We start from the raw sequence: 26,252 nt of genomic DNA, 5'->3' as shown, positions 1-26,252 counted from the left end.
TTAAATAGATAAGTAATGTCAAAAGTTACAGGTAAAGTTGCACAAATAGTAGGTCCAGTTATCGATGTAGAATTCGGAGCAGGTACTGAACTTCCAAAAATTTACGATTCATTAGAAATTAATAGACCTGATGGTTCTACTTTAGTACTAGAAGTACAATCTCACATTGGTGAAGATACTGTACGTACTATTGCAATGGATTCGTCTGATGGTTTAAGTAGAGGAACAGAAGTTAACGCTACTGGTGCTCCAATCCAAATGCCAATTGGTGGAGATGTTTACGGACGTTTATTTAATGTAATTGGTGATGCTATTGATGGTTTAGGTGATTTACCTAAATCTGGAGATGCAGGTCTTCCAATTCACAGACAAGCTCCAAAATTTGAAGATTTATCAACTTCTACAGAGGTTTTATTTACAGGTATTAAAGTAATTGATTTAATTGAGCCTTATGCAAAAGGTGGTAAAATTGGATTATTTGGTGGTGCTGGTGTAGGTAAAACTGTATTAATTCAGGAGTTAATTAATAATATTGCTAAAGGGCACGGTGGACTTTCTGTATTCGCAGGAGTAGGAGAAAGAACTCGTGAAGGAAATGATTTACTTCGTGAAATGTTAGAGTCAGGAATTATCAAATATGGTGATGACTTTATGCATTCTATGGAAGAAGGAGGTTGGGATCTTCAAAAAGTAGATAAATCTGCTATGAAAGATTCAAAAGCTACTTTCGTATTCGGACAAATGAATGAACCACCTGGAGCACGTGCTCGTGTAGCCTTATCGGGTTTAACAATTGCTGAATATTTCCGTGATGGAGCTGGAGATGGACAAGGAAAAGATGTACTTTTCTTCGTAGATAATATCTTCCGTTTTACACAAGCAGGTTCTGAGGTATCTGCATTACTTGGTCGTATGCCATCTGCCGTAGGTTACCAACCTACATTAGCAACAGAGATGGGAGCAATGCAAGAACGTATTACTTCAACTAAAAAAGGATCTATTACATCTGTACAAGCGGTTTATGTACCTGCAGATGATTTAACAGATCCAGCACCGGCAACAACCTTTGCTCACTTAGATGCAACAACAGTATTATCTCGTAAAATTGCTGAGTTAGGTATTTACCCTGCTGTGGATCCATTAGATTCTACTTCAAGAATTTTAACGGCTGATATTTTAGGTGATGAGCACTATGACTGTGCACAAAGAGTAAAAGAATTATTACAACGTTATAAAGAATTACAAGATATTATTGCCATCTTAGGTATGGAAGAATTATCTGAAGAAGATAAAATGGCTGTAGGTAGAGCAAGACGTGTACAACGTTTCTTATCACAACCATTCCACGTAGCAGAACAGTTTACAGGTATTCCAGGTGTATTAGTAGATATCAAGGAAACAATTAAAGGATTTAATATGATTATGGATGGTGGTTTAGATCACTTACCAGAAGCAGCATTTAACCTTAAAGGTTCTATTGAGGAAGCTATTGAAGCTGGAGAGAAAATGTTAGCTGAAGCTTAATCATAAAACAAGAGAATTATGTATTTAGAAATTGTATCACCAGAAGCTACTTTATTTAGCGGAGAAGTAACTAGTATTGCTGTTCCTGGTATAAATGGTGAATTTGAAATGCTTAAAGATCACGCTCCTGTTGTTTCTTTATTAAAAGAAGGACATGTAAAAATATATGGAGATATTACTTTAGAAGAAGAAGTTGCTGATAAATTTACAAAAGCAGATAAAAGTACTTGGTTAGCAATTAATTCTGGTACACTTGAAATGAAAGATAATAAAGTAATTGTCTTAGCAGATTAGGTTACAAATTACATACAAATAATAAAAAAAATGCTGAATATTAATTATTCGGCATTTTTTTTGCTATTATGTAATAAAAAAAGCACTATGAAACTCTTCTCAAAAATTGCATTAGGCCTAATTTTGGCTTTACCTGTAACTAATGTTTCAGGACAACAAATAAGCGCACAAGTCTTAGAATCTACTATTCTAGTTAATAAGGCTTCAACAAACAACTCAAGGAATAATGTAAAAGGATCTCCTTATTTAAATGATACTTTTACAGCAGCAACAATAAAACCTTTAAATAAAACTTACCTAGTGAGATATAATGCTGTTGATGATGAAATGGAAGTGCAACAAAACTCAAAACTTTTAATTCTAAATAATAATGTAAAAGACTATGTTATTATTTATAACAATACTGGAAAAACGCTAAAGGTCTTTGAAAATTTTAAAAATAAAAAAAATGGTTTTTATGTAGTTTTAAAAGAGACTCCTAATATCTCTCTATATAGAAAAGACAAAAAAGTATATGTAAAAGGGAAACAATCTTCACATGCCTCATTACCAGACTCTCCAAATGAATACAAAAGCTCTGATAGTAAATACTATATAAAAATAAACTCTTTAGGCGAATCGGTAAGAAACATACCAAAAAATAAGAAAAAATTTGCTGCTCTATTTCCAAAAGATAGTCAAAAGGAAATTATAACAATGCTAAAGAAAAATAAGATTAAACTCTCAAGAGAGAATGATTTAATAAAACTTATGGATTTAATTAACAATTATACAAACAACAAGTAAAAGTTAATCTAATATTCTTAATTATAAGTTCGATATATTTCATTTTTGCTTATATATCGAACCTATAATTTACTTTAAAAGCTATCCCCCAATTTGTTCTTGCAATATCTTGGTTATAATTATCTGTAACAACTAAATAAACATAAGATAGTGGTTTATATTCCCATTGTAATCGACTATTAATATTAAAGTTATCTCTTTGGGTATTATATTGTAAATAAGTTGTCCAATTTAATCGGTTATTAAAAAATATTTGGCTTGTAAACCTACCTAAATGAAACGTTTCTTTTCCTAATTCATTTAAATCAATAGCATTCACATCATAAGATGCTTCTAGGTTAGCAAAAGGCAATAATTGATAGTTTAAATATACGCCTCCAACTGTTCTATTTCCATTAAAATAGCGTCCTTTTTGAATATTAAATCGATAACGAAATTTTGTGTTATTAGCGGAATTAAATCCAACTTTTAAAATCCCAAATTGATACTTATCTGGCACTAAAGCATTCCCATTACCTAAAGGATCAAATCCATACTTAAGGTTTATTACATCGTAATTTAACACAAAATAAACAGCTGATAAGTCTTTAAAAAATACTGCAGAATTAAAAAAATGCGAAGATTGAGTAATATCTCCATTCTTATCCAAATATGTATTATTATTATAATTTATATAACGAACAGAGTTTAGCGTTTTAGATTTTTCATAAAATTTTTGAAATTCAATTCCAGCTGTAGTTTGAGTATAAGATTCACGTATTACAATATTATTAATGGCATCATAGTTATAGAGTCGTGGTGTAAAGCCTACTTCTGTAATAAAATTCTTCTCTACATTTTTTATAGATACGTTCCATTCTAATCCTCGTTTATTATACCAAATACCTGCATTATAAAAGTTATTATCTCCAGAAATATCATCATTAAAACTTTTACCATAATTTACTAAGCCTATCCATTTATTGTTATTGGATTTATAATTTAAATTAAAACCTGCAACACGATTATAAACATCTAGAAACTCAAATTTATCTGTTTCTTGCTTGTTCACTATATAACCAGTTGTTGTAAAGTTTTTTGACAATTGATGTTCTGCTACCAAAACACTAAAATTTTGCGAGCTAGTAACTTCATTTTTATCGGACTGCGCATTTAAAATACCTATTCTACTCTTTGATGTTATATTTCCAGATAGTTTTAATCCAAATTGGACATCACTATTTGCTCCAATACGTCTAGAATAAAAAGGATTAACACCACTTACACCTAAATTGGAAAACAAATCTGCATTTTCTAAAAAGAAATTTCTTCGTTCTGGAAAAAATACTGAAAATCGGGTCAAATTTGTGACTTGTTGATCTACATCAATTTGAGAGAAATCTGGATTTATTGTAGCATCTAATTTTAATGATGATGTTAAATTATATTGTACATCTAAACTTGGTTTAAATGTTATCTCATCTATATTTTTAATAACTTCTTCTTGATAATTTGTAGTTATAGCTGGCGTTATAGTAAAACGACTTGTCGCATTTTTTGGGAGTTTTTCTATTTTAAATTTTTCTGTAAAACGTAAATCTAAATTCGCATAATTACGTTTTACATTCTTCAAAATCGTCCAAGAGTTATTCTTAATATCTCTTACATAAAACTGAACCCCAAAAACATCATTCTCTTTATTAAAATTTAAAGCTTTTAAAGGAATCGCTATTTCATATTGCTTTTTGTTACCATTTAAAAATGTCTTTGCCTGCCAAGTAGCATTCCAACTAAAGCTTAAATTATAACCGCTATTACTTCTACCAACTAAACCATCTGTTAAGTTTCCTAAAGAATTAACTGCGAACAGGTATCCATTTTGTTCTTGATTTTGAGTATCTAAAACCATAACAAAGGCATCACTAAAAACGATAGACACATCTCTTTTTAGTGTGCTAACTTGTGTTTTTGAAGTACTATCATTATAAATAGCATGAACGTATAGGTGCTCTCCATTATGAAATAGTTTTACTGAAGTTTGGTTTTCTGCCAATCCAATATCTGTTGGCAAATAATTGTAGAAACCTGTTTGTTCTTGTAATTGTCCCCAGACCGCTTCATCTCTTTTACCATCTAAAGTAATTTCAGATTCAATAAAAGGAATTATTCGCTCTTGTGAGAAACTATTAAACACCTGTAATAAGGCAAAAATGCAGAAAATGTATTTCATATTAGTTACTCTTTTCATTATCAACTCTAGTTGCAGTTTTACTTATAATATTCCAACCATTTTTTGTCTTTTTAAGAAGAAAGAGATCTATATAAACCATCTTCTTTTTTGGAAAAGAGATTTCAACTTTAGCATTAGCGATGTCTTTAATAACTTCAATTGCTAATATTTTACCATGGCGACCATTGAACTTTCCGTATTCACTATTTTTAAAAAAAGCAACATACGCTTTAGGTGTAAAAACATTAAACTCTCCTTCTTTATTGGTTAAATATAATGTTGCGTTTTCACTGAAAGCACTCTCTAACATTTTTAATTTGTTATATGAGCTTCCTTCTATATAATTCTGAAGTGTTTTTTCAATCATTGCACATTCGGACTGTGCAATTGCAAATTGAAATGTAAAAATTGTAAATAATAATACGATGTAATTTTTCATGATGAATTGTTTTTAGATTTAATACAAATCTTAAAAACCAATAACAAAATGATGTATTAGATTATAATTGAAATGTCCAAGATTATAAAACTGGAGAAAAAGGCTATGAATATTGCTTCTTATATTCTAATGGTGTTTGCCCTATAATTTTCTTGAAAGTAGCATAGAATGTAGATTTCGATGAAAATCCAGCTTCAAAACCAATAGCTTCTAATGTATAGTGATTATTTTGAGTAAGTAATTGTTTAGCCTCTTCTATTCTATATTCATTTATAAATACTGCAAAGCTTTTTCCTAGATTGTCATTCAATAATTGTGATAATTTGTGAGGTGAAATATCTAACTCTTGAGCAATGTCTTTTAATTTAATATTAGCGTTTTTGTAAAATTGTTTCTTTAACATTATTTCATCTAATGTTTTTACTAATACGCTTACTTCTCTTTTTTCAATTTTTTTAGACTGATACTTTTCTGGGATATCTCTAAAAATATTGTCTCTATTATTTCTAAATAATAAGAATATTAATAAACAATAAAATACTACAGAAAATGTAATAGTACCTACTAAATACAGATAAAAATATCCTATAAGATAAGCTGAATATATTAATACATTCCCAATAAAAACAACAATCAACCACAACTCTGAGGTTGTACATTTTTCACCTCTATTAAAGAACTTTTTAAAAATAGCTTTAAGAATAACACCAGATAAAAGAATATAGATTCCCCAAACAGCATAAATAAAATGGACTGTATATTGGCTCCAAAATGCCTTGCTAGTTTGATACGGTTTTATAATACCCACTAAAAGAATAAAAAGGAATAAAACAGCAAAATGAATTTTCCATGATTTGGGAATTATTTTTGTGTTTTCTACAGAAGCCTTTAAGTAGTAATACAAAGATATTCCTATTAAAAAGCAAGCAGATAAACCTATTTGAAGAATTAATAAATTACGCTCTGCCGGTTCGGTAAAAATAACATAGACAGATTTTCCAATTCTAAGGCTCAAAAATAAAAGGAGTAATCCTAAAAAGAAATTCTGTACTCGTTTTTGCTTACTAAAAAACAAGAAATAAAAACTAGCTAAAAAGCCATTAAAAACACCTATAGAGCATATAAAAAACAATAATGGATTGTCAAATTTCATTTTCTCTTAAATAATAATTATAAAAATGCTATTGTTTTAACCAAGCTTTTCTTTGTTTCAATATATTTTTTTTCGCATTTTTTGAAATGCTAATTGTATATGTTGGATCTGATGTTAACGTTAATTTTGTGGTTCTAGTTTCTTTATTTCTAATATAGTCAATAACTACTGTTTTGTTTTTTGAAGCATTAATTATAGATTGAAGAGTGTTTTTCTTATCTAAGTTAACTCCATCTATGCTTAGTAATTGATCTCCTTTCTCTAACCCAGAACGATAAGCTGGCGATCCTATTTTTACATTTTTAGAAATGCTATTTTTATTTAACGAAATACCTGAAAAATTAACCTTAGTATCTTGTTCAATTTTTAATCCTACAGTTTTAAATAATGCTTCATAATCTGGCATCTCACTTTTATAAATATACTTTTCAAAGAATCTATTTCCAAAAGTTTCACCTGCATATGTATTTAATAAGTTATTAAGATTTTGAACAGTATAAGGGATTTCTGTTTTCCCGTAAGTATTCCATACAATCTTCATATAATTATCTAAACTCAACCCTTTTTCACGTAATGATAAATCTAATGCTAAGCCTAAAACACTTCCGTAAGAATAATAAGAAATAAATGTATTATCTCTATTTACTGGATCTATTGATGATGCCGCATCTACAAATGGGGCTTGATAGCTCATTTCAATAGGATTAAAAAACTGCCTTGCTGGCGAGTTCCACACATAATTAAAAGTTCTATTTAATCCTGAAACATATTCATCTGGTGTAATAACTCCAGCTCTACATAAAATAAGATTAGTATAATAACTTGTAAAACCTTCTGCAAACCAAAGCTCTCCACTCATATTTGCATCTTCAAAATTAAAAGGCTCAAGAGATTTTGGGCGAATACGTTCTACATTCCAAGCATGAAAAAACTCATGAGAAACGGTTCCTATGTTTCCTTTCATTCCGCCTTCGGCCAAACCTTCTTTATCTGTTAAAATAGTAGAGTTTCTATGTTCCATTCCATCTCCACTTACATTACCAATATAACAAGCTAAAAAAGTATATTTATTATAATCAAACTTTGGTAATTCTCCATAAACAGCTTCTTCCGCTATTACAATTTTCTTTACTTTTTCAAAATAAGTGTCTAAATCTTTTTCTGTCCCTTTGTGATGTAACACAAATTCAATGTCTTGATTTTTAACTGTAAAAGTTCTTTTACTATAATTACTAATCTCTGTTGGACTATCCATAAAATACTGCAAATTAGGAGCTGTATATGTTGTTCCCATTTTTAGAGGTAATTGTGTTGCTACTTTCCAGTTTAAATCTGTTCTTGGTTTAAAAGTTATCTCCATTGGACTCTCACTTAATTCTGGAGCAAACATAAATGTTGCTGGAATGTTAAGATGAGCATGTGTTTCGTCAATTTGGCTATAAGTGCCATCTGCTCTATTTGCAAACAAAGTATAAGAAATATTTACTGTTTTATCGTGATTTAAAATTTCCCATGCTTGTGGGTTTACACGTTTTATTTTTAATGCTTCACCTTTGCTGTTAAAAGCTTTTACATTATATACATTCTTAGCAAAATCATGAATAGCATATCGCCCTGGCGATGTACGACTCATTTGCATTAAAAGAGAATTCCCTTCTAGGTTTGTATATGAAATATTAATATGTGCTTCGTGGTGTACCGCATTTTCAAAACTTATAGAGTATGTTATGTTTTGAGCAAAAATAAAAGTTGCAAAAAAGATGGCAAGGATAGAAAAAAGTGACTTCATTTTTTTAAATAATAATATGTTACAATATTAATTATACTTTTTTAATAACATTAGTCACAATACCCCAAATTAAAAAATTATTTTCTTCTGTAATATTTATAATAGGATAATCTGGGTTTTCTGGCTGCAACCAAACTTCTCCATTTGATACTCTTAAACGTTTTACCGTGAACTCTCCATCTAAAAAGCAAACTGCTATTTTATTGTTTTCAGGTTCTAAACTACGATCTATAACTAACAAATCGTTATCATCTAATCCTGCTCCAATCATAGATTGCCCACTTACTCTTGCATAAAAAGTAGCCTCTTTATTCTTTACCAATTCTTCATCTAAAGACAAACGATGTTCTTTAAAATCTTCAGCTGGGGAAGGAAATCCGGCAGAGATTCCTGTATCGAAAAGTTGCGCTGCTGCGCCTTCAATAGTTTCTGGTGTAAAGAACGTTAGGTTTCCTTGTTTGTGTGCTATCATTTTATTTTAATAATATCGTTAATATTTGTAGTATAGCGTGGTGATAACCGCTCTTGACGCATTTTCCATGTACGCTTTAAGTCTTGATTCCCTAATTTAATTTTATAATCTCCATATTTAGAATTTAGACTATCTATAGATTTCATTAGTGGTTTATGTTTAGGGTTTTCATTTTCAAATAAATTCATTTGAAAATTATCTGTTGGTACTAACCCAGTTACAATAACTCCAGCACGTTTATACTTTATACCTTGCTTAAAGATAGACATTACTGTCTTAACAGCACAATCACTAATTACTAAAGATGAATTTGTAGGAAATGATAAATTAATTTTTTGGCTAACGCGGTGCTGTTCCATATCTTTTTTATGCCTGTCACTACTTAACATCACAATAATAACATAACAACTTGAGCCTTGTTTTCTCAATTTTTCAGCACAACTTGTTGCAAATGTAGATATACGTTCTTTTATATTATCAATATCTGAATAGGTATATTCAAAACTTCGTGTAGTTGCAATTGCTTTTTTATCTTTTAATTCATCTAATTGTAAAGTAGGGACACCTTCTAAATCTCGTTTTAACCGTAATTCAATAACCGAAAAATTGTTTTTTACCCACGTATTAGATAATTGTGTAAAATCGTAAGCTGTTTTACACCCTTTTAGTTTTAATCGTTTTGTTAGACCTCGACCAATACCCCAAACAGCTTCAATTTTAATCCATTTTAAAGCTTTTATTCGCTTCTCTTCACTATCTATAACATATACACCATTTGTTTCTTTCGGAAATTTTCTAGCAATTTTATTTGCCACTTTGCTTAACGCTTTGGTTGGCGCAATACCAACACAGGTTGGAATACCCGTCCATTTTTTTATGCGTGTTCTAATTTGATTCCCATAGTCGTTAAAATCGTAATGCTTAAAACCTTTAAACTCTATAAAAGACTCATCTATACTATAAACCTCAACATCTGGTGTAAATTGTTCTAAAATAGACATCACGCGACTACTCATGTCTCCATATAAAGGATAATTTGAAGACAGCACTTCTATACCATTAGCCTTGCAAAAAGAGTCCCATTTAAAAATAGGAGCTCCCATTGGCAAGCCTATAGCTTTTGCTTCGTCACTTCGTGAAATTACACAACCATCATTATTACTAAGAATAGCAATTGGCTTCCCTTCTAAATTAGGGTTAAACACACGCTCGCAAGAAGCATAGAAATTATTACAATCTACTAGTGCAAACATATGTGTAAATGTATTAAAAAATATAAAACATTTGTTATATTCTTAGGCTAATAATTTCCCATAATTGATTATTAGAACTATATTTTTTTAGAGTTTCAAAGCCTACTGCTTTGTGCGCATTTAAAGAGCGTTTATTTTTAGTATCCACTTCTGTAATAATAGCATCAAAGTTGCTTTTTAATTCTTCTGCCATATAATTATACAACCCTCTAAAAACACCTTTTCCTCTTACACTTTTATCCACACACACTTGCCCCATTACTATATAATTTGAAGATCTACTTTGTTCTTTAATTACTTTATCAATTTCATTAAACATTGGAATTAGTAAAGGAATGTCTCTTTTAAAATACTGAAGCATCGATAAAGCATAACCTACAACTTTATCATTGTTTTTTGCTATACAATGCGCACAACTCTCGTTCATCTTTTTTAAAATATCGAAATCATGTTCTAGTGTTACAAAACCTTCCTTTACTTTTTGCTCCTCTGAAATTGAATGGCGTAGGTTTTCTTCTTGAAGTTTTAAAATGGCCTTTAATTCTTCGGTAGTTTTAACTCTATGATATGTAATACTAGTCTTCAATATATTCTAAAATATCACTTGGTTGACAGTCTAATGCCTTACAAATTGCTTCTAAAGTAGAAAACCTTACTGCTTTTGCTTTTCCAGATTTTAGTATGGATAAATTTGCTGTTGTTATACCAATAATTTCAGCTAATTCCTTACTCTTCATTTTGCGCTTAGCAAGCATTACATCTAAATTTACAATTATTGGCATCGATTATATTGTTAGTTCGTTTTCTTTTTTTAACTCACTTGCTCTTTCTAAAATCTTACTAAATACTATTAAAAACAAACCAACTATAGCAGAAAAATAAAGAGAATATAAAAAATCGTTATTCTGCTCAATAGTACTAAAGGTTGCATTAAAAACATTAATAAGCATATCTATACTAATTGCAAAAATGCCTATTACTCCAGAGAGTAAAATTAACCGTCCAGATTTTTTAAATAAATTTATTTTTTTGATTGAAAAACTACCATCTAATGTTTCAAAATTTAAAACCTTAATTAAATGATAAAATCCAATAAAAAACAGTCCTTTAGAAATTAACTTAATAACAATAGTTACTATAATTAAAGAGGTTATATCTTCAGAAGAACATTCGTTTATGTAGGACAAATCGTTTTCCATTATGGCAAACATATTTTTTATTATTAGCAGTAAATAACTTCCACAAAAAACAAAAAACAATGCTTTAATAATTAATTTAAGGCTATTTATTTCGTTTATACTCTTCATAATTATATTGTTAGTTCGTTTTCTTGTTTTAAATCTCTTGCTTTCGAAAAAACTATGCTAAATAATTTAAAAAACAAACCTATAATAATTAAGAAAAGAAACATATAAATCTGTGTATCTATTCTTATCCAAATAATACTATTTAAATACCATTGCGAAATTAAATGCACAAGCAAAGCTGTTAATCCAACATAAATAAATATAATACCACATGCTCTAAAATGTTTTGTAATAGTTTCAGAAAAATAATCTCCTGTCAGTAATAATGGAATCGTTTTTCGCAAATGAAAAACACCTTTTACAAAAAAGCCAAAAGCAATAGCTAGTATAGTAAAGAATATAGACATTGCTTTATCTTTTACAATAAAATCTTGTACTTCTATCGCGCCTTCCGGTAGTAGATCTGAAAAACCGAAATATAAAATACCAACTACAATGTAAATAAACAAGGATAATAATAGCAGTACAAAAAAGACATCTATTAATTTTTTAAGTAGTTTAATTGTTTTCATAAATAATTATTGTTTAACGATAACAAATATAATTAAATTATTGAAAAACAATAATTATTTATTAAAAAAAGATAATATTATTTTAATTACATGCTTTAAATTGATCTAAAAGCATTGATTATATTTGAGTAATGAAAGATGAAAACATCATTGCAATAAAAGAAAGTAACAGACCTATCTGGCAAATTCCAGTTGCAGCTATTTCCTTTACTATTGCCTTTGGTTTAATACTCACCTTTATTCTATTTGTGTTTTTTAAAATGGAATACTTTAGAATATATGCAAACAATATCTCTTTTTCTATTTATTTAATTATAGTTGGCATATTTTTTAGCTCAAGAAAACATATATATATAGACATAAAAAACTCAAAATTTAGAGCTACAAAAGAAGTTGGCCCAATAAAGATTGGACGCTGGATAACTATAAATAATTATGAATATGTTTCAATATTTACTGACTTAATGCAAGACGGCAGTCTAGGTTTTTGTGTAAATTTGTGGTGCGATAACAACCAGCATTTTACTTTATATACAGAAAATGATTTTGAATTAGTAGTAGAAATGGCTTACGATTTATCTGAAAAATTAAATATTGACTTGCTAGATGCTACTATTCCTAATAAACAGAAATGGATAGACAAGGAAGAATTAAAGCAAAAGTTTAAATGAATAAACTCCCTATAAAACTTTTACAAAAGCTACAAAATCGTCAAACCGAAAATGCCTTACGTAACTTAGGTTCAGAAAACAATTTAGTAGATTTTTCATCTAACGATTATTTAGGGTTCTCTGCTAATGAAGCAATATTTAATGCTGCTCATAACCATTTAGTCGCTAATAACATTAAGCAAAATGGTGTTACAGGCTCGCGTTTACTTACAGGAAATCATGACTTATATAATATGGTCGAACAACAGCTTTGCCATTTTTACAATTGCGAATCTGCTTTAGTTTTTAATTCTGGTTATGATGCTAATTTGGGGTTTTTCTCTTGTGTGCCGCAACGTGACGATATTATTTTTTACGATGAGTATATTCATGCTTCTATTAGGGATGGCATTACAATGAGTAATGCTAAAGCTTATAAGTTTAAACATAATAATCTAGAAGATTTAAAAGATAAAATGCTTCGCTATATAAATGAAGATGGCGAAAAATACGTTGTTACAGAATCTGTATTTTCAATGGATGGAGACACTCCTAATTTAAAAGCAATATCGCAGCTATGTAAAAAAAATACAGCACATTTAATAGTAGATGAAGCACATGCCATTGGTGTTTTAGGCCCTACTGGTTCTGGACTAATCAAAGCCTTAAAATTAGATGTTTTTGCAAGAATTATTACTTTTGGTAAAGCATTAGGATGTCATGGAGCTGCAATTATAGGAAGTGATTTATTAAAACAATATTTAATTAATTTCTCTCGCTCTTTTATATATACTACCGGTTTATCACCTCATAGTTTAGCTACAATTAAATTCGCTAATGAAGAACTTGAGAAAACGTCTCAAATAGAAGTATTACATGAAAATATTTCATTTTTTAAATCTGAGATCAATAAACTTCAGTTAAAAGACAAATTCATAGAAAGTAATTCTGCTATACATTGTTGCATTATTCCTGGAAATGATAAGGTAAAAACTATTGCAAAAGCATTCCAAGAAAATAATTTTAATATTAAACCTATTTTATCTCCAACGGTTCCTAAAGGACAAGAAAGACTTCGCTTCTGTTTACATTCTTATAATAGTAAGGCAGAAATCTCTCAAGTATTAAACTTACTTACTACCTTTGTATAAAATGACTTCATTTTATGATAGACAACTATACTATATTAGCCACATTTCCATATTCTACTGAAGCTCAAATAACAAAATCTAAACTGGAAGCAGAAGGCATTAGAGTAATGCTATTAGATGAAAAAACCATAGATTCTGATCCTTTAATTAGCCAAGCAATTGGAGGTGTTAAACTATTAGTTTTTAATGAAGATTTAACCGAAGCTTTAAAGATCTATAATAGAATTAGAGCTTACGAAAAAGATAAAAATGGAGAAAACATAGTTTGCCCTAATTGCGAATCAACAAAAATATTAATAGCAGAACCTACACGTAAAAACATCTTTTATATGCTATTCCCTTTTTTCGAAAAAACAAAACACCGTTGTAACGTTTGTAATACTACTTTTTAAATGAACACTTATTTTATTACAGGAATCTCTACCGAAGTAGGAAAAACTATAGCTTCTGCTATTATAACAGAAGCACTAGAAGCAGATTATTGGAAACCTATTCAAGCTGGCGAATTAGATAATTGCGATACAAAAAAAGTAAAGCAATTAATTTCCAATAATAAATCGCAATTTCACGATAATGCATTTTCTTTAAACACCCCAATGAGTCCTCATGCAGCTGCAGACATAGACAATGTATCTATTAATATAAAAAAAATAACAGTTCCAAAAACTAAAAACAATTTAGTAATTGAAGGTGCTGGTGGATTACTAGTCCCATTAAATAATGATAACACTATATTAGATATTATTAAACCAAACTATAAAATTATTGTCGTCTCAAGACATTATCTAGGAAGTATTAACCATACACTATTAACGGTAAATCTATTAAAAGAAAAAGGACTAGATGTTGCTATTATTTTTAGTGGTAATGAGCATAAAACAACTGAAGATATTATAAAAAAAATGACAAATGTTCCTGTTATTGGTCGTATTGAAGAAGAACCATATTTTGATAGGAATGTTGTAAGAGAATATGCTGAGTTATTTAGAGAGAAATTATGAGTATAAAGGAAAGAGATAAAAGGTACATTTGGCACCCGCTAAAACAGCACCAGCTTCAACCTGAAAGTTTAGCTATTGTAAAAGCCAAAAATTGTATTTTAACTGATGAAGATGGCAATGAATATATAGATGCTATTGCGTCATGGTACACTTGTATGTATGGCCATTGTAACGATTATATTATAGAAAAAGCATATCGCCAAATGCAGCAGCTAGACCAAATTATGTTTAGCGATTTCACCCATGAACCTGCTGTAAAACTAAGTGAAGAGCTTATTAAAATTCTCCCACAAGGTCAAGACAAAATCTTCTTTAACGATAATGGCTCAACTGCAGTAGAAGCAGGTATAAAAATGGCTTTACAATATTATTTTAATAATAACGAAAAGCGTTCAACATTTATAGCTTTTGATAATGGTTTTCATGGCGATACTTTTGGAGCTATGAGTGTTTCTGGATTATCTGTATATAATGGACCATTTGAAGATTTTTTAATAGATGTTAAACGTATTCCAACTCCAGATGGCACTAACGAAAATCAAATATTAAATCTTTTAAAAAATTATATATCAGAATATAATATTGCAGGGTTTATTTACGAACCTTTAGTACAAGGTGCTGCAGGAATGAAAATACATGATAGTAATGGCCTAAATGCAATTTTAAAAGTTTGTAAAGCACATCAAATATTAACTATTGCAGATGAAGTAATGACTGGATTTGGTAAAACAGGGCGTTATTTTGCTTCAGATTATATAGAAACCAAACCAGATATCATGTGTTTAAGTAAAGCCTTAACTGCTGGATTGGTTCCAATGGCTATTACTTCATGCTCTCAAAAAATTTACAACAGATTTTTAAGTAATGAAATGGCAAAAGGTTTTTTTCATTGCCATACCTATTCTGCAAATCCTGTTGCTTGTGCTGCTGCTATTGCTGGAATTGAATTATTAAACTCTAAAGACATTCAAGATAATATTAGTAGAGTTTCAGAAGCACATCGTAATTTTAATTCGCGTATTAAAAATCATCCTAAAGTAAAAACGTCCAGACATATAGGTGTTATCTTTGCGCTAGATCTTAACACCAAAATGGAACGTTATGGAGATTTAAGAGACAAACTCTTAAAATTCTTTATGGATAGAGGCGTTTTTCTAAGGCCATTAGGTCAAACTATATATATACAAACACCTTATACTATTTCGGATAAGCAATTGGACAAAATTTATCAAGTTATAGAAGATTCATTAGAAATCGTCTAATGAGTCTTCTGTTTCAAGTTGTAGTAAATTAATAATTTCTGTTTCTCCATCTATTTTCACATAAAGCTCTATGTAAGTCCATTCATCATTTATCTTTTCAGCTTCAACAACGATATTACCTTCGTCTTTTGGTCCTTTTATTGGAATCGTAAACTTAGCTTCACTTGTACCATTATTATACGTAAAATCTGTACTTCCCATACCATTTTTCTCAATTGGCGAGCCTAAAAACTCAATAACTTTTTCGTTTTCAGTTGCTTTAGAAAGCGCATGCATATAGGTCTCCGAACCTGTTATAGTATCTGAAATTTTAAAAACAGCAAAGCCAACAAAAACAACTACAATAATAATCATTGTCAAACAGCCTCCTCCAAGTACCCAACCCCAATTGCGACTAAACCAACTTTTACGTCTTATTTCTTCCATAATTTTTAATGCTTTATGTTAAAATTCAATATGATTCTCTAATTAAAAAACAACAAATCTTTTAAAAACTCCCAATTTGAAAATATTGCTGAAGCAACAATAAAAGTAACAACAAAGGTCATAGCTGTTACCATTATTTTTGAATATTCTTTTTTTGTTAATGTTTTTTTCATTTTTATTATGTCTCGTTAGATGTTTCTAAAATTCTAATTATATGTATTTCTTTTCTAGAATTCGTTACATTAAAAAAAATTATAACTTATAATTCTTAAACTAATAGGAGTTAAAAATGATAAGACTTATTTTTGCCTCAAATTAAAAAGGCTGTGCTAAAACCAATATCTATAACTGCTATTTCATCAATTTCTCCTCTAGGAAAAACACAAGAAGAAGTTTGGGCAAACTATAAAAATGATGAGCATTGCATTTCTGAAAACAATGGACATTTGGTTTCAGAATTGTCAAAAAATAGTAAAACAGCAATTTCTAAGCTTAAAAATTCAGATTTAAAATACAAATCATTAGATAATTCTGTTTTATTCGGAATCTATTCTGCAAGACAAGCAGCAGAAAAAGCCGGCTGGAAACTACGAGACAATTTTGGAATTAATATTGGCTCTTCTCGCGGAGCAACCCAATTGTTTGAAACATTTCATGAAGATTTTTTAAATAGAAATAAAGCTAAAACATTAAGTTCTCCAACTACAACATTGGGAAATATTTCTTCTTGGATTGCTCATGACTTACAAACTAAAGGACCAGACATTTCACACTCTATTACTTGTTCTACCGCTTTACACGCTATGCTTAATGGTGTTGCTTGGTTGCAATCTGGGCTCTGTGATAAATTTTTAGTTGGTGGTAGCGAAGCCCCTTTAACACCATTTACTATTGCACAAATGCAAGCATTAAAAATTTATGCTAAACAACATAACGACTTTCCATGTCGTGCATTAGATATTAATAAAAAACAAAACACAATGATTCTTGGTGAAGGCGCTGCAATGTCTTGTTTGGAATCTGGAAATAAACCTAATGCTTTAGCTAAAATTATTGGTATTGGTTATGCAACAGAAGTTTTAGAACATAATGTTTCTTTATCTACAAATGGAGACTGTTTTGTAAAGTCTATGTCTATGGCATTAGGTGATTTAAACCCTGATGATATTGATATTATAGTTACACATACACCTGGTACAATTAAAGGCGATTCTTCAGAAATTAATGCCATTAAAACAATTTTTAGCGATAAAACACCTGCGTTAACTACCAACAAATGGAAAATTGGACATACTCTGGGAGCATCTGGTATGTTAAGTGTAGAAATGGCTGTTTTAATGCTTCAAAAACAGGAATTTATTTCAACACCTTTTATTGAAACAACACCTCCAAAAAAAATAGAACACATTATAATTAATGCTGTTGGTTTTGGCGGAAATGCAGTAAGTATTTTACTTTCTAAATAAAACTAGATCTTATTTACTTAATTTATTTATTTTTATTTAACTATTGTTTCTTTAAAATCGTTTTTTGTTCTACACGCCCATCATTATAATTCTTATATATACTATATAATCCAGAGTTTAACTCCTCAATTAAATTTTCACTATTAATTTCATCTGAATCTTTAGGTATTATATTTACATTAGTGTTTAGAACTCCATCAAGAAAATGTATTATTTTCCCTCCATTTGGACTCAAATTATTGTTATTGTAACATTTTCTAGGCTGTGGATTATTTAGTTGAAGAATGCGAATAGCCGTATGATTATTATGCGGAATAGGTGAGTCATAATCCACATCATAGGATTCTAATACACCTCCATACCAAAAAGAAATATCAGAGTAATCTGATGGCTGATTATATACTTCAGCTTGACTACAATCTACAAACTCATAATCAAAACCATATTGAAACAAAGGTGGTTTTGTAACATTTGGGCCTGCAAGATAATATTCTCCCTTAAACGGCTCGTAAAGAATTGAAACTGGATTGTTGGCTATGAGTGTTAAACCATCTGGATTATCTTTCATGTATTCTATATAGCCTCTCATAACTGCTATTTGACCTATTGTGAATTCTTGTTGACAACCATGTGCATAGCTCATAAAATTTTTGACCGGAGGCTCAAGACCCTGATAATCATAAGGAAATCCAACGGGGTCTGTAGCTCCGTATGATCTATAAGTACAATCATCTGGCCACCAAGCCATTCCCTCTGGAGCTGCATTAGTATCGACAATCCTGTCTCCATTGGTATCTGCATTAAAATGAATAGATGATTCAAATCTTGTTACATTTTCAACACTACTATTATTAAGCCCAGTAAAGAAAACATGCCTTAAACTAAAAAAATGTCCTACTTCATGAGCCATTATGTAATGCGTATCTATACGATAATGAGGTATCACTATCGTACCAAATTTCCCTTCTGGTTGTGGCTTAAAATAAGCTGCAGCTCCATTAATCTCCTCCACAGAATAAATATTGATAGCACCAAGTTCATGCGTTCCTAAAGTAGAATCAAGGTAATTTACAAAAACAGCTTCCTCACTACCGTTATCAGGACCTTCATCAATTATCAAGAATTCAGACTTGTTTAAATTTGAAATCCCTTCATATTTAAAAAAAACATTAAACGCATTGAAATTCTTATTGAGATAAGCAATTATGTCCAATGCTTCAATCTCAGACAAAACCGTATTATTCGTCCCATCAGTTTCGTTTACATCATAAAAATATACCTTAAGTACAAATTTCTCAAGATCGGTAAAAGATTCCTTACTTGCTCGTTGGTTCACTTTTGTAAAAACTTCTGAATAGAAATTATTTTCTATGTCATTAGCTCCGCACCAATCACTCTGTCCCAACATAGAGAAAGAGTTAATAATAGTTAGAAAAACAGTTAGTTTTTTCATTTGTTATTTTGTTTTAAAATTCATTCACAGATAGACTATATAGTCTGACCACTAACACTTTAATCGAAAATAAAAAATTACTTAACTATAACAAATAGCAATTGTATATGCGCCTAATAAGGATTCAAATTCGCTCCTAACAATTTCATATAAGTTATAAACTTATTAATGGTAAAACGTCTTTATATATAACCACTTTTTTTGTTTGTCGGTAATAATTATATTTACAATAAATCAATCGTTTTTATGAAAACCATATTTAAGTTCTTTTACCTTTCAATATTCTTTATAACAGCTTGTAATAATGCACAGCAAGACTCTAAAATTTTTGATCAATTTGAATCAAAATTTTACGAAATAGATGGCTATAAAATTAATGTAGAACTAAAAGGTTCTGGAGATCCTATTTTCTTTTTACCTGGTGGACCAGGAAATTCTCATGATTATATGCAAGGCAATTTTGGCCAGTACTATAAAACAAATACAGTAGTCTTTTTCGACTGGTTAGGCCGCGGAAAAAGTGACGATGCCAAAAGTCCTAGCGAATATTCTGTTGAAGCTGATGTAGCACTAATAGAAAAACTTAGAAAACTTCTAAAATTTAAAAAAATATCTTTGGTTGGCCACTCTTATGGTACAGTTCCTGCACAAGCCTATGCAATAAAATATAAAGACAATGTAGATAAAATGGTCTTAATTAATGGATTTCATAGTGGAGCGATGTGGCAAGCAAACTGTGATAGCTATAACCATTATGCTAAAACACATTTTCCAGAAAAATGGAAGAAAGTAGATTCGCTTCGAGCATTAGGTTACGTCTCTAGCGATCCAGAATTTATGAAAGTCTATGGAAGCTTTCCAACAAAATACATATACTACCATAACACCAAATTAAAACAAAATTCTCCTAAAGAAAAATACCGTGGCTGGGCCAATGATGTATATGTTTCTATTATAGGTAAAGATGGTGATTTTGATGTTTCTGGAAGTATGATAAATCAAGACTATAGAAAAGAACTTAAAAATATAAAAGCGAAAACATTAGTTATTGCTGGACGTTATGACGGTGTATCAACACCAGAATTTGCAGTACAATACAAAACCTTTATGCCAAAAGCTCAGTTTGAAATGTTTGAAAACAGTGCCCATAATCCATATTTAGAAGAACCAAAGAAGTTCTATAAAATTTTTAACACATTTATTAATGAATAAAATAGTATACAAACGAAAAGTACCTATAATGAAATTCATTTTTGGAATAGGTTTTTTCGCCTTAGGAATATCTTGGGTAGCAGGAGGTAGTCTTTTTGGTTTAATCATGGCAGGAATGGCTGTCTTTTTTTTTCATACAGATGGCACTGAAATGGATTTAGAAACTAAAACCTATCGTAATTTTATCTCCTTATTTAGTTTCCGTTTTGGAAAGTGGAAAAAGCTACCGGAAATTGAATATGTCTCTATTTTTAGTACAACTGAAACTTCTACTATTCGTGCGGCAAGTGCCGAAACAAACATAAAAAGTGATATTATCCAACTCAATTTATTTTACAATAGAAATCAAAAAATAACAGCTTATAATACAACAGATAAAAAAGACGCATTTAAAGTAGCAAAAGAAATAGCACAAATATTAAATATTGATATTTTAGATGCAACAGAGCCAGAATCTAAATGGTTATAACTATTTTTGAACCCAATAAAGAGACAGATTTTTTATGAGCGAGATAAAACACAATTGGACAAAAGAACAAATACTAGATATTTACAATAAACCATTAATGGAATTATTATATGATGCTGCTACAATTCATCGTAAGCATCATGATCCAAATACAGTACAAGTAAGTACATTATTATCTATTAAAACTGGTGGTTGCCCAGAAGATTGTGGTTACTGTCCACAAGCTGCAAGATATCATACAGATATTGAAGGCAACGATTTAATGTCTGTTCAACAAGTAAAAGCACAAGCATTACGTGCAAAATCTTCTGGAAGTTCTCGTGTTTGTATGGGAGCAGCATGGCGTAATGTAAAAGACGGCGAAGAATTTGATCAAGTTTTAGAAATGGTTAGAACCATTAATAAACTGGATATGGAAGTCTGTTGTACTTTAGGTATGATTACAGAAAACCAAGCACAACGTCTTGCTGAAGCTGGTTTATATGCCTATAATCACAATTTAGATTCTTCTGAAGAATATTATAAAGAAGTTATATCTACTCGTGGTTTTGAAGACCGATTAGAAACTATAGACAACGTTCGTAAAACCAATGTAACAGTTTGTTCTGGTGGTATTATTGGTATGGGAGAAAAAGTAGAAGATAGAGCAGGAATGCTAGTCGCACTATCTACTTTAAACCCACAACCTGAATCTGTACCTATTAATGCTCTAGTAGCCGTTGAAGGTACGCCTTTAGCAGAAGAAAAACCTGTGTCAATATGGGATATGATACGAATGGTAGCTACAACAAGAATAATCATGCCAGAAACACAAGTGCGTTTAAGCGCTGGTAGAACAGAAATGAGTCGAGAAGGTCAAGCTATGTGTTTCTTTGCAGGAGCAAATTCTATTTTTGCTGGAGACAAACTATTAACAACACCTAATCCAGATGTAAATGAAGACATGAAAATGTTTGAATTATTAGGATTAAATCCACAAAAACCTTTCATTAAAAAAATGCAACCTGAAACGGTAGAAGCGCAAGATTCTCAATTTGAAGCCTTAGGAGAAAAACCCAAATGGTCTAGACCTGAGCATAAAATTGAGCGTAACGAGACAGCCAAACAACAAGCAAAAGCTGTTAAATAAAGCGCAATTTTTAGAATACTATTTTAAGTTTTTGAGCGTTTTTTTAACTTTACGAGCAAAATTTTTAATATTTGAAACTTAATCTTCAAGACATTCCACGCGTAAAAACAATCTCGAAAGATGTTTTTATTCGCGATTATTTTAAACCTCAAAAACCTGTGGTTATTGAGCATTTTATTGAAGATTGGCCAGCACATTCTAAATGGAATCTAGACTATATGAAAACTATAGCTGGTGATAAAATAGTCCCTTTATACGATGATAGACCAGTAGACTACAAAGATGGTTTTAATCAACCTCACGAGAAAATGAAAATGAGTGATTATATTGAATTGCTCAAAAATGAACCTACAAAATTTAGGATTTTCCTTTGGAATATTTTAAAAGAAGTACCTCAACTTCAAAAAGATTTCACCTATCCTGATTTTGGTTTACGCATAATGAAAAAGCTTCCTATGTTATTTTTTGGTGGAAAAAATTCGCATACTTTCATGCATCATGATATTGATTTCGCTAATATTTTTCATTTTCATTTTGAAGGAAAAAAACAATGCATCTTATTTGATCAAAAACAGAATAAGTACTTATATAAAATCCCATATTCTTTAATTGTAAGAGAGGATATTGATTTCTCAAATCCTAATTTAGAAAAGTGGCCAGCGTTAAAAAATGCTATTGGATGGAAATGCGAACTTAATCATGGTGAAATTTTATATATGCCAGAAGGTTATTGGCATTATATGAAATATATCACCCCTGGATTTTCAATGAGCTTAAGAGCTATTGCTAGACACCCAAAAAACTTAAGCAAAGCTATTTACAATGTTTTTTTTATGCGTAATTTTGACAACTTAATGAGACGCATAAAAGGCCAAAAATGGATAGATTGGAAAAATAAAAAAGCAATAATAAATACAAATAAATAAACACATGAAAAAAATAATAATATTAGTAGCATTTTGTTCTACTTTATTAAGTTATGGACAAGCTTTCAATGGCAAAGGAGATCAAAAAATTTCTATTGGAGCTAATTTACAAGAAAACGCTTCTGGATTAAGTCTTAGTTATGATTATGGCTTGGGTGAAAACATTTCGGTAGGCGTTATAACTGCTTATGCATTAAATACAAGTGTACCTAATGCAGATTTTGTTGACCGCTATGATATTAGAGCAAGGTTTAATGCAAATCTAGGAAGCATTATAAATGTTAGTGACGATTTTGATGTTTATCCAGGCTTAAGTTTGGGGCTGAAAAATTTTGGAGGCCACTTAGGTGCACGTTACTTTTTCTCTTCTGGTTTTGGAGTCTTTGCAGAAGTTGGAACTACTTTAGCAAAATACGAATCTAAAAGCCTAAGATTAGATCAAACCATACACAATCAATTTGTTGGAAACATAGGGGCAGTTTTTAACTTATAATCAATGTCTTTATACTAAAACTAAGTATGATTACTAATAGAATATAGAAGATAATCAATTTATTTTATCTTTAATTCAAAAGCTAGACAATAATATCTTTATTTTTTATAGCTAGATCTATAGTTCACGTTTTATTATTTTGATACACACTTAAAACAATCTATTTAATTAAAAGGAGAATCCTTATTTATTATAAGGATTTTAAGTGTAGGTTTTTTCTCTATTATATATAGTTTAGCTACCTATTTAACTAACACAATTAATTATTAACCACTACAAAATCAACTATTTAATTTAAAAAAACACGCTTTTATCTAAAATCATTAATTTAAATTATCTACATTTGTAAAAAGCCCCCTACATATGAAAGCCATTAACCTACTTTCAATTACGCTACTCTTTTCTATAGGATTTGGGTACGGACAAACGATTCTTTCTGCAGGCGATATTGCTATTACCGGATTTGCTTGTGACGATCCAGATAGAGTACTATTTATTTGTTTTAGAGATATTGACACAGGAACAGTCATTAAATTCACAGATAGAGGCTGGATTTTACCTTCTAATCTATTTAGAGATGACCCAACAAGAGATGGTACATTAACATGGACTGCCACCACAAATCTATTGGCTGGTGAAGAAATAGAATTAACAGATACTGCTGGGGTTTTTAGTGCTAATCAAGGTACAGTAGTAGAAACTCAAGATTTTGATTTATCTACTCTTGGAGATCAAATATTGGTTTATCAAGGATTAGATACCAGCCCAACATTTATTCATGCCATTCATATGGATAATGCAAATGGAGGATGGAGCAATGCAGTAACCTCAAGTACTTCTGCATTGCCAACTGGTCTTACAGATACTGTAAATGCCATTTATATGGGAGAGATTGATAATGGTGTTTTTATTTGCTCTCCAGTATTAGTAGAAGGCTTAGCTGCTGAAGTACAGACTCAAATTGCAGATATCACAAATAATTGGTTTTTTACTAACGCGCCTGTTTCCGGGGCTTTAGGAGGTATATGTACATATAATTTTTGTTTGGCTCCAACTGTCTGGAATGGTTCTTCATGGTCTAATGGAGTTCCAGATACAAGAACTTCGGTAGAAATTAATGGTGATTATAATACATCAATTCATGGTGATTTTAGTGCTTGTAGTTTAATTGTAAATGATACTTATACGGTCACTGTGGAAAATAACAACTATATAGAAGTTGAAAATGACGTAACTAATAATGAAACAATAATAGTTAAAACTAATGGAGCATTCGTTCAAAATAATAATAACTCATCTTTCACAAATGTAGCAGGGACATCTACAGTAACAAAAATAACAGCTCCAGCTGAAGACTGGTTAGAATATACTTATTGGAGTTCTCCAGTTTCTAGTGAAACTATTGGAAGTGCGTTATCACCAGCAGCTACAGGTAGGCGTTTTAGATTTCAAGCCGAAAACTTTAGAGATAGCGCTGCCGAGACCAATAATGACAATGTGCTCGTTAATGGTTTTTACGATGATGAAGATGATAACGGAAATGATTGGTTATGGTTAGCTGGTAGTGAAATCATGCAACCTGGAATAGGATATGCTGCAACTTTATCTACAACATCATTTACTGGACCAGGAAGTCAAATTGCACATACCTTTTCTGGGGAGTTTAATAATGGAGTTATTCCAGTAACCATTTATAGAAATGATACAGAAACCAATGATAAAAACTGGAACTTTATAGGTAACCCATATCCTTCGGCAATATCTGTAGCAGATTTTCTTTCTGAAAACACATATAACGCTTCAACTAATCCAACAGGAACTCTTGATGGTGCCTTATATTTATGGTCGCATGAAAACCCACCTGCAAGTAACAATAATGGCAACTCTTTTTATAATTTTAATCAGTCTGATTATGCAATGGTAAACGGAATTGGCGGTACTGCTGGTGGTGATAATAATGGAGATGGTATCGTTGATGCTTTAGATGAACCCAATCCTTATATTCCTTCTGGTCAAGGTTTTTTCGTTGAATATCATAACATGGGAAGCAGCACAGGGTCTTCAACTAATGGTGATGGGGATACAATTACAGAAGGTATCGTTACTTTTAACAACTCTATGAGAAATACTGGTAATAATAATCAGTTTTTTAGAACCTCTAACTCGACTAATGAAGCTAATAAATTGTGGCTTTATTTAAGTTCTGACACGGGAGTATCCAGTCAGATATTAATTGGTTATATAAATGGAGCTACAAATAGTTATGATGGTGCTTTTTATGATGCGACTAGAAATAGATCTATTGGTAATAATACATTCTTATTTTTTACTATAGAAAACAGTGATTCTAATTATGCTATACAAGGTAAAGCTCCAGAAAGCTTAACACTTAATGAAGTCATTCCTATAGGATTATATACCACTATTACAAACCCTGTTATTTATACGATTTCAATTTCTCATTTTGAAGGTGATTTTTTTAATAATAACAACATTTTATTAAAAGATAATTATAATAATGTAATTCACAACCTAAGTAGTTCAAACTATAATTTCTCATCTAATAATGGTGAGTTTAAGGATCGTTTTGAAATAGTCTTTAGAAATGATACTCTAATTGTGGATGATTCAATTACTTCGAATAATATATCAATAATTGAGCTTCAAAATAATAATATTAAGTTTACTGTTCCAAACTCGACAACTATAAAAAATATTAGAATAATAAATGTATTAGGTCAAAAATTATATGAGTTCTATGGAAGTCAAAGCTCAGAAATTTTAAATTTATCAAACCTAAGTTCTGCGCCTTATATCGCTCAAATTACATTATCTAAAGGAAAAGTTTTTTCTAAAAAATTTATTAAAAAGTAAAC

Annotated in this window: 28 protein-coding genes; 15 read left to right on the top strand and 13 right to left on the bottom strand. The window is 30.4% G+C overall.

The features are described 5' to 3' along the window. Positions 1-15 precede the first annotated feature (15 nt). The 3 genes from atpD to Q0997_RS03555 all read left to right on the top strand — a co-directional run bounded on the left by atpD (position 16) and on the right by Q0997_RS03555 (position 2,604). On the top strand, positions 16-1,524 hold the full coding sequence (gene atpD, locus Q0997_RS03565) for a F0F1 ATP synthase subunit beta (protein ID WP_299884590.1): 1,509 nt from the start codon (positions 16-18) through the stop codon (positions 1,522-1,524). An 18-nt stretch (positions 1,525-1,542) separates the two neighbouring features. Next, positions 1,543-1,818 (top strand): hypothetical protein, encoded by a 276-nt coding sequence (locus Q0997_RS03560; RefSeq protein ID WP_299884588.1) that lies wholly within the window; start codon positions 1,543-1,545, stop codon positions 1,816-1,818. An 87-nt stretch (positions 1,819-1,905) separates the two neighbouring features. Then, entirely contained in the window at positions 1,906-2,604 is a 699-nt protein-coding gene (locus tag Q0997_RS03555) for a hypothetical protein (RefSeq protein ID WP_299884586.1), read from the top strand. 49 nt (positions 2,605-2,653) lie between these two features. On the opposite strand, the gene Q0997_RS03550 is transcribed toward Q0997_RS03555, so the two are convergent. The 10 genes from Q0997_RS03550 to Q0997_RS03505 form a co-directional block, all read right to left on the bottom strand. Beyond that, positions 2,654-4,813: a DUF5916 domain-containing protein gene (locus tag Q0997_RS03550; protein WP_299884583.1), complete on the bottom strand. Its 2,160-nt coding sequence runs from the start codon at positions 4,811-4,813 to the stop codon at positions 2,654-2,656. Position 4,814: 1 nt separating this feature from the next. Beyond that, entirely contained in the window at positions 4,815-5,252 is a 438-nt protein-coding gene (locus tag Q0997_RS03545; RefSeq protein ID WP_299884581.1) for a nuclear transport factor 2 family protein, read from the bottom strand. A gap of 103 nt (positions 5,253-5,355) precedes the next feature. Beyond that, positions 5,356-6,405, bottom strand: a complete 1,050-nt coding sequence (locus tag Q0997_RS03540; protein WP_299884579.1) for an AraC family transcriptional regulator — start codon at positions 6,403-6,405, stop codon at positions 5,356-5,358. 28 nt (positions 6,406-6,433) lie between these two features. Next, positions 6,434-8,194, bottom strand: coding sequence for a M61 family metallopeptidase (locus tag Q0997_RS03535; protein ID WP_299884576.1), 1,761 nt, complete (start codon positions 8,192-8,194; stop codon positions 6,434-6,436). A 31-nt stretch (positions 8,195-8,225) separates the two neighbouring features. After that, the gene (locus tag Q0997_RS03530) at positions 8,226-8,666 is read right to left on the bottom strand and encodes a LexA family transcriptional regulator (protein ID WP_299884573.1); all 441 of its coding nucleotides are present in this window, start codon (positions 8,664-8,666) and stop codon (positions 8,226-8,228) included. Further along, positions 8,663-9,919 carry a Y-family DNA polymerase gene (locus Q0997_RS03525; protein ID WP_299884570.1) on the bottom strand — a complete coding sequence of 419 codons (1,257 nt, stop codon included), beginning with the start codon at positions 9,917-9,919 and terminating at the stop codon, positions 8,663-8,665. Before Q0997_RS03525 ends, Q0997_RS03530 begins: the two co-directional genes overlap by 4 nt. A 34-nt stretch (positions 9,920-9,953) precedes the next feature. After that, entirely contained in the window at positions 9,954-10,505 is a 552-nt protein-coding gene (locus Q0997_RS03520) for a GNAT family N-acetyltransferase (RefSeq protein ID WP_299884567.1), read from the bottom strand. Then, on the bottom strand, positions 10,495-10,701 hold the full coding sequence (locus Q0997_RS03515) for a helix-turn-helix transcriptional regulator (protein WP_299884564.1): 207 nt from the start codon (positions 10,699-10,701) through the stop codon (positions 10,495-10,497). Before Q0997_RS03515 ends, Q0997_RS03520 begins: the two co-directional genes overlap by 11 nt. Positions 10,702-10,704: 3 nt before the next feature. Continuing rightward, positions 10,705-11,226: a DUF2975 domain-containing protein gene (locus Q0997_RS03510; protein ID WP_299884561.1), complete on the bottom strand. Its 522-nt coding sequence runs from the start codon at positions 11,224-11,226 to the stop codon at positions 10,705-10,707. Between the two features lie 2 nt (positions 11,227-11,228). Further along, positions 11,229-11,738, bottom strand: coding sequence for a DUF2975 domain-containing protein (locus Q0997_RS03505; protein WP_299884558.1), 510 nt, complete (start codon positions 11,736-11,738; stop codon positions 11,229-11,231). Between the two features lie 131 nt (positions 11,739-11,869). On the opposite strand from Q0997_RS03505, the gene Q0997_RS03500 reads away from it, so the two are divergent. From Q0997_RS03500 to bioA, 5 genes are read left to right on the top strand one after another with little or no spacing between them, the layout of a single operon-like run. Continuing rightward, positions 11,870-12,409, top strand: coding sequence for a hypothetical protein (locus tag Q0997_RS03500; RefSeq protein WP_299884555.1), 540 nt, complete (start codon positions 11,870-11,872; stop codon positions 12,407-12,409). Next, positions 12,406-13,539, top strand: a complete 1,134-nt coding sequence (locus Q0997_RS03495; RefSeq protein WP_299884552.1) for a pyridoxal phosphate-dependent aminotransferase family protein — start codon at positions 12,406-12,408, stop codon at positions 13,537-13,539. The genes Q0997_RS03500 and Q0997_RS03495 overlap by 4 nt, the downstream gene beginning before the upstream one ends. Before the next feature lie 14 nt (positions 13,540-13,553). Next, positions 13,554-13,931, top strand: coding sequence for a DUF2007 domain-containing protein (locus Q0997_RS03490; protein ID WP_299884549.1), 378 nt, complete (start codon positions 13,554-13,556; stop codon positions 13,929-13,931). Then, on the top strand, positions 13,932-14,540 hold the full coding sequence (bioD, locus tag Q0997_RS03485; protein WP_299884547.1) for a dethiobiotin synthase: 609 nt from the start codon (positions 13,932-13,934) through the stop codon (positions 14,538-14,540). It abuts the gene before it with no gap. Then, positions 14,537-15,802, top strand: a complete 1,266-nt coding sequence (gene bioA, locus Q0997_RS03480; protein WP_299884544.1) for an adenosylmethionine--8-amino-7-oxononanoate transaminase — start codon at positions 14,537-14,539, stop codon at positions 15,800-15,802. The genes bioD and bioA overlap by 4 nt, the downstream gene beginning before the upstream one ends. Here the strand turns inward: bioA and Q0997_RS03475 are convergent. Next, a complete protein-coding gene (locus Q0997_RS03475) occupies positions 15,788-16,228 on the bottom strand; it encodes a cytochrome c oxidase assembly factor Coa1 family protein (protein ID WP_299884540.1) in 441 nt (146 codons plus the stop codon). The genes bioA and Q0997_RS03475 overlap by 15 nt on opposite strands. A 38-nt stretch (positions 16,229-16,266) precedes the next feature. Then, positions 16,267-16,401 carry a hypothetical protein gene (locus Q0997_RS03470; protein ID WP_299884537.1) on the bottom strand — a complete coding sequence of 45 codons (135 nt, stop codon included), beginning with the start codon at positions 16,399-16,401 and terminating at the stop codon, positions 16,267-16,269. A gap of 153 nt (positions 16,402-16,554) precedes the next feature. Here Q0997_RS03470 and Q0997_RS03465 point away from each other — a divergent pair, with 153 nt between their 5' ends. Further along, entirely contained in the window at positions 16,555-17,694 is a 1,140-nt protein-coding gene (locus Q0997_RS03465; RefSeq protein ID WP_299884534.1) for a beta-ketoacyl synthase N-terminal-like domain-containing protein, read from the top strand. Positions 17,695-17,734: 40 nt separating this feature from the next. Here Q0997_RS03465 and Q0997_RS03460 read toward each other — a convergent pair whose 3' ends face one another. Then, on the bottom strand, positions 17,735-19,147 hold the full coding sequence (locus tag Q0997_RS03460; RefSeq protein ID WP_299884531.1) for a hypothetical protein: 1,413 nt from the start codon (positions 19,145-19,147) through the stop codon (positions 17,735-17,737). A 246-nt stretch (positions 19,148-19,393) separates the two neighbouring features. Here Q0997_RS03460 and Q0997_RS03455 point away from each other — a divergent pair, with 246 nt between their 5' ends. The 6 genes from Q0997_RS03455 (at position 19,394) to Q0997_RS03430 (ending at position 26,250) form a co-directional block, all read left to right on the top strand. After that, positions 19,394-20,359, top strand: a complete 966-nt coding sequence (locus Q0997_RS03455) for an alpha/beta fold hydrolase (protein WP_299884528.1) — start codon at positions 19,394-19,396, stop codon at positions 20,357-20,359. Further along, positions 20,352-20,828, top strand: coding sequence for a hypothetical protein (locus Q0997_RS03450; RefSeq protein ID WP_299884525.1), 477 nt, complete (start codon positions 20,352-20,354; stop codon positions 20,826-20,828). The genes Q0997_RS03455 and Q0997_RS03450 overlap by 8 nt, the downstream gene beginning before the upstream one ends. Positions 20,829-20,862: 34 nt before the next feature. Next, positions 20,863-21,957, top strand: coding sequence for a biotin synthase BioB (bioB, locus tag Q0997_RS03445; RefSeq protein WP_299884522.1), 1,095 nt, complete (start codon positions 20,863-20,865; stop codon positions 21,955-21,957). Positions 21,958-22,028: 71 nt separating this feature from the next. Beyond that, the gene (locus Q0997_RS03440) at positions 22,029-22,883 is read left to right on the top strand and encodes a cupin-like domain-containing protein (RefSeq protein ID WP_299884519.1); all 855 of its coding nucleotides are present in this window, start codon (positions 22,029-22,031) and stop codon (positions 22,881-22,883) included. A 4-nt stretch (positions 22,884-22,887) separates the two neighbouring features. After that, the gene (locus Q0997_RS03435) at positions 22,888-23,376 is read left to right on the top strand and encodes a DUF6646 family protein (protein ID WP_299884516.1); all 489 of its coding nucleotides are present in this window, start codon (positions 22,888-22,890) and stop codon (positions 23,374-23,376) included. Positions 23,377-23,739: 363 nt separating this feature from the next. Continuing rightward, a complete protein-coding gene (locus Q0997_RS03430; protein WP_299884513.1) occupies positions 23,740-26,250 on the top strand; it encodes a T9SS type A sorting domain-containing protein in 2,511 nt (836 codons plus the stop codon). The last annotated feature ends 2 nt before the right edge of the window (positions 26,251-26,252 follow it).

Origin of the sequence: uncultured Lacinutrix sp., assembly GCF_947500325.1 — a bacterium.
Classification (GTDB): domain Bacteria; phylum Bacteroidota; class Bacteroidia; order Flavobacteriales; family Flavobacteriaceae; genus Lacinutrix.
This window is presented reverse-complemented; position numbering and strand designations above follow the sequence as displayed.

Excerpts from the sequence above, each read along its gene's own strand:
- Q0997_RS03555 (WP_299884586.1), top strand. The coding sequence starts at position 1,906 with ATGAAACTCTTCTCAAAAATTGCATTAGGCCTAATTTTGGCTTTACCT.
- bioB (WP_299884522.1), top strand. The coding sequence starts at position 20,863 with ATGAGCGAGATAAAACACAATTGGACAAAAGAACAAATACTAGATATT.
- Q0997_RS03450 (WP_299884525.1), top strand. The coding sequence starts at position 20,352 with ATGAATAAAATAGTATACAAACGAAAAGTACCTATAATGAAATTCATT.
- Q0997_RS03550 (WP_299884583.1), bottom strand. The coding sequence starts at position 4,813 with ATGAAATACATTTTCTGCATTTTTGCCTTATTACAGGTGTTTAATAGT.
- Q0997_RS03535 (WP_299884576.1), bottom strand. The coding sequence starts at position 8,194 with ATGAAGTCACTTTTTTCTATCCTTGCCATCTTTTTTGCAACTTTTATT.
- Q0997_RS03530 (WP_299884573.1), bottom strand. The coding sequence starts at position 8,666 with ATGATAGCACACAAACAAGGAAACCTAACGTTCTTTACACCAGAAACT.
- Q0997_RS03435 (WP_299884516.1), top strand. The coding sequence starts at position 22,888 with ATGAAAAAAATAATAATATTAGTAGCATTTTGTTCTACTTTATTAAGT.
- atpD (WP_299884590.1), top strand. The coding sequence starts at position 16 with ATGTCAAAAGTTACAGGTAAAGTTGCACAAATAGTAGGTCCAGTTATC.
- Q0997_RS03500 (WP_299884555.1), top strand. The coding sequence starts at position 11,870 with ATGAAAGATGAAAACATCATTGCAATAAAAGAAAGTAACAGACCTATC.
- Q0997_RS03490 (WP_299884549.1), top strand. The coding sequence starts at position 13,554 with ATGATAGACAACTATACTATATTAGCCACATTTCCATATTCTACTGAA.
- Q0997_RS03545 (WP_299884581.1), bottom strand. The coding sequence starts at position 5,252 with ATGAAAAATTACATCGTATTATTATTTACAATTTTTACATTTCAATTT.
- Q0997_RS03510 (WP_299884561.1), bottom strand. The coding sequence starts at position 11,226 with ATGAAGAGTATAAACGAAATAAATAGCCTTAAATTAATTATTAAAGCA.
- bioA (WP_299884544.1), top strand. The coding sequence starts at position 14,537 with ATGAGTATAAAGGAAAGAGATAAAAGGTACATTTGGCACCCGCTAAAA.
- Q0997_RS03560 (WP_299884588.1), top strand. The coding sequence starts at position 1,543 with ATGTATTTAGAAATTGTATCACCAGAAGCTACTTTATTTAGCGGAGAA.
- Q0997_RS03475 (WP_299884540.1), bottom strand. The coding sequence starts at position 16,228 with ATGGAAGAAATAAGACGTAAAAGTTGGTTTAGTCGCAATTGGGGTTGG.
- Q0997_RS03505 (WP_299884558.1), bottom strand. The coding sequence starts at position 11,738 with ATGAAAACAATTAAACTACTTAAAAAATTAATAGATGTCTTTTTTGTA.
- Q0997_RS03455 (WP_299884528.1), top strand. The coding sequence starts at position 19,394 with ATGAAAACCATATTTAAGTTCTTTTACCTTTCAATATTCTTTATAACA.
- Q0997_RS03540 (WP_299884579.1), bottom strand. The coding sequence starts at position 6,405 with ATGAAATTTGACAATCCATTATTGTTTTTTATATGCTCTATAGGTGTT.
- Q0997_RS03460 (WP_299884531.1), bottom strand. The coding sequence starts at position 19,147 with ATGAAAAAACTAACTGTTTTTCTAACTATTATTAACTCTTTCTCTATG.
- Q0997_RS03515 (WP_299884564.1), bottom strand. The coding sequence starts at position 10,701 with ATGCCAATAATTGTAAATTTAGATGTAATGCTTGCTAAGCGCAAAATG.
- Q0997_RS03525 (WP_299884570.1), bottom strand. The coding sequence starts at position 9,919 with ATGTTTGCACTAGTAGATTGTAATAATTTCTATGCTTCTTGCGAGCGT.
- Q0997_RS03470 (WP_299884537.1), bottom strand. The coding sequence starts at position 16,401 with ATGAAAAAAACATTAACAAAAAAAGAATATTCAAAAATAATGGTAACA.
- bioD (WP_299884547.1), top strand. The coding sequence starts at position 13,932 with ATGAACACTTATTTTATTACAGGAATCTCTACCGAAGTAGGAAAAACT.
- Q0997_RS03495 (WP_299884552.1), top strand. The coding sequence starts at position 12,406 with ATGAATAAACTCCCTATAAAACTTTTACAAAAGCTACAAAATCGTCAA.
- Q0997_RS03430 (WP_299884513.1), top strand. The coding sequence starts at position 23,740 with ATGAAAGCCATTAACCTACTTTCAATTACGCTACTCTTTTCTATAGGA.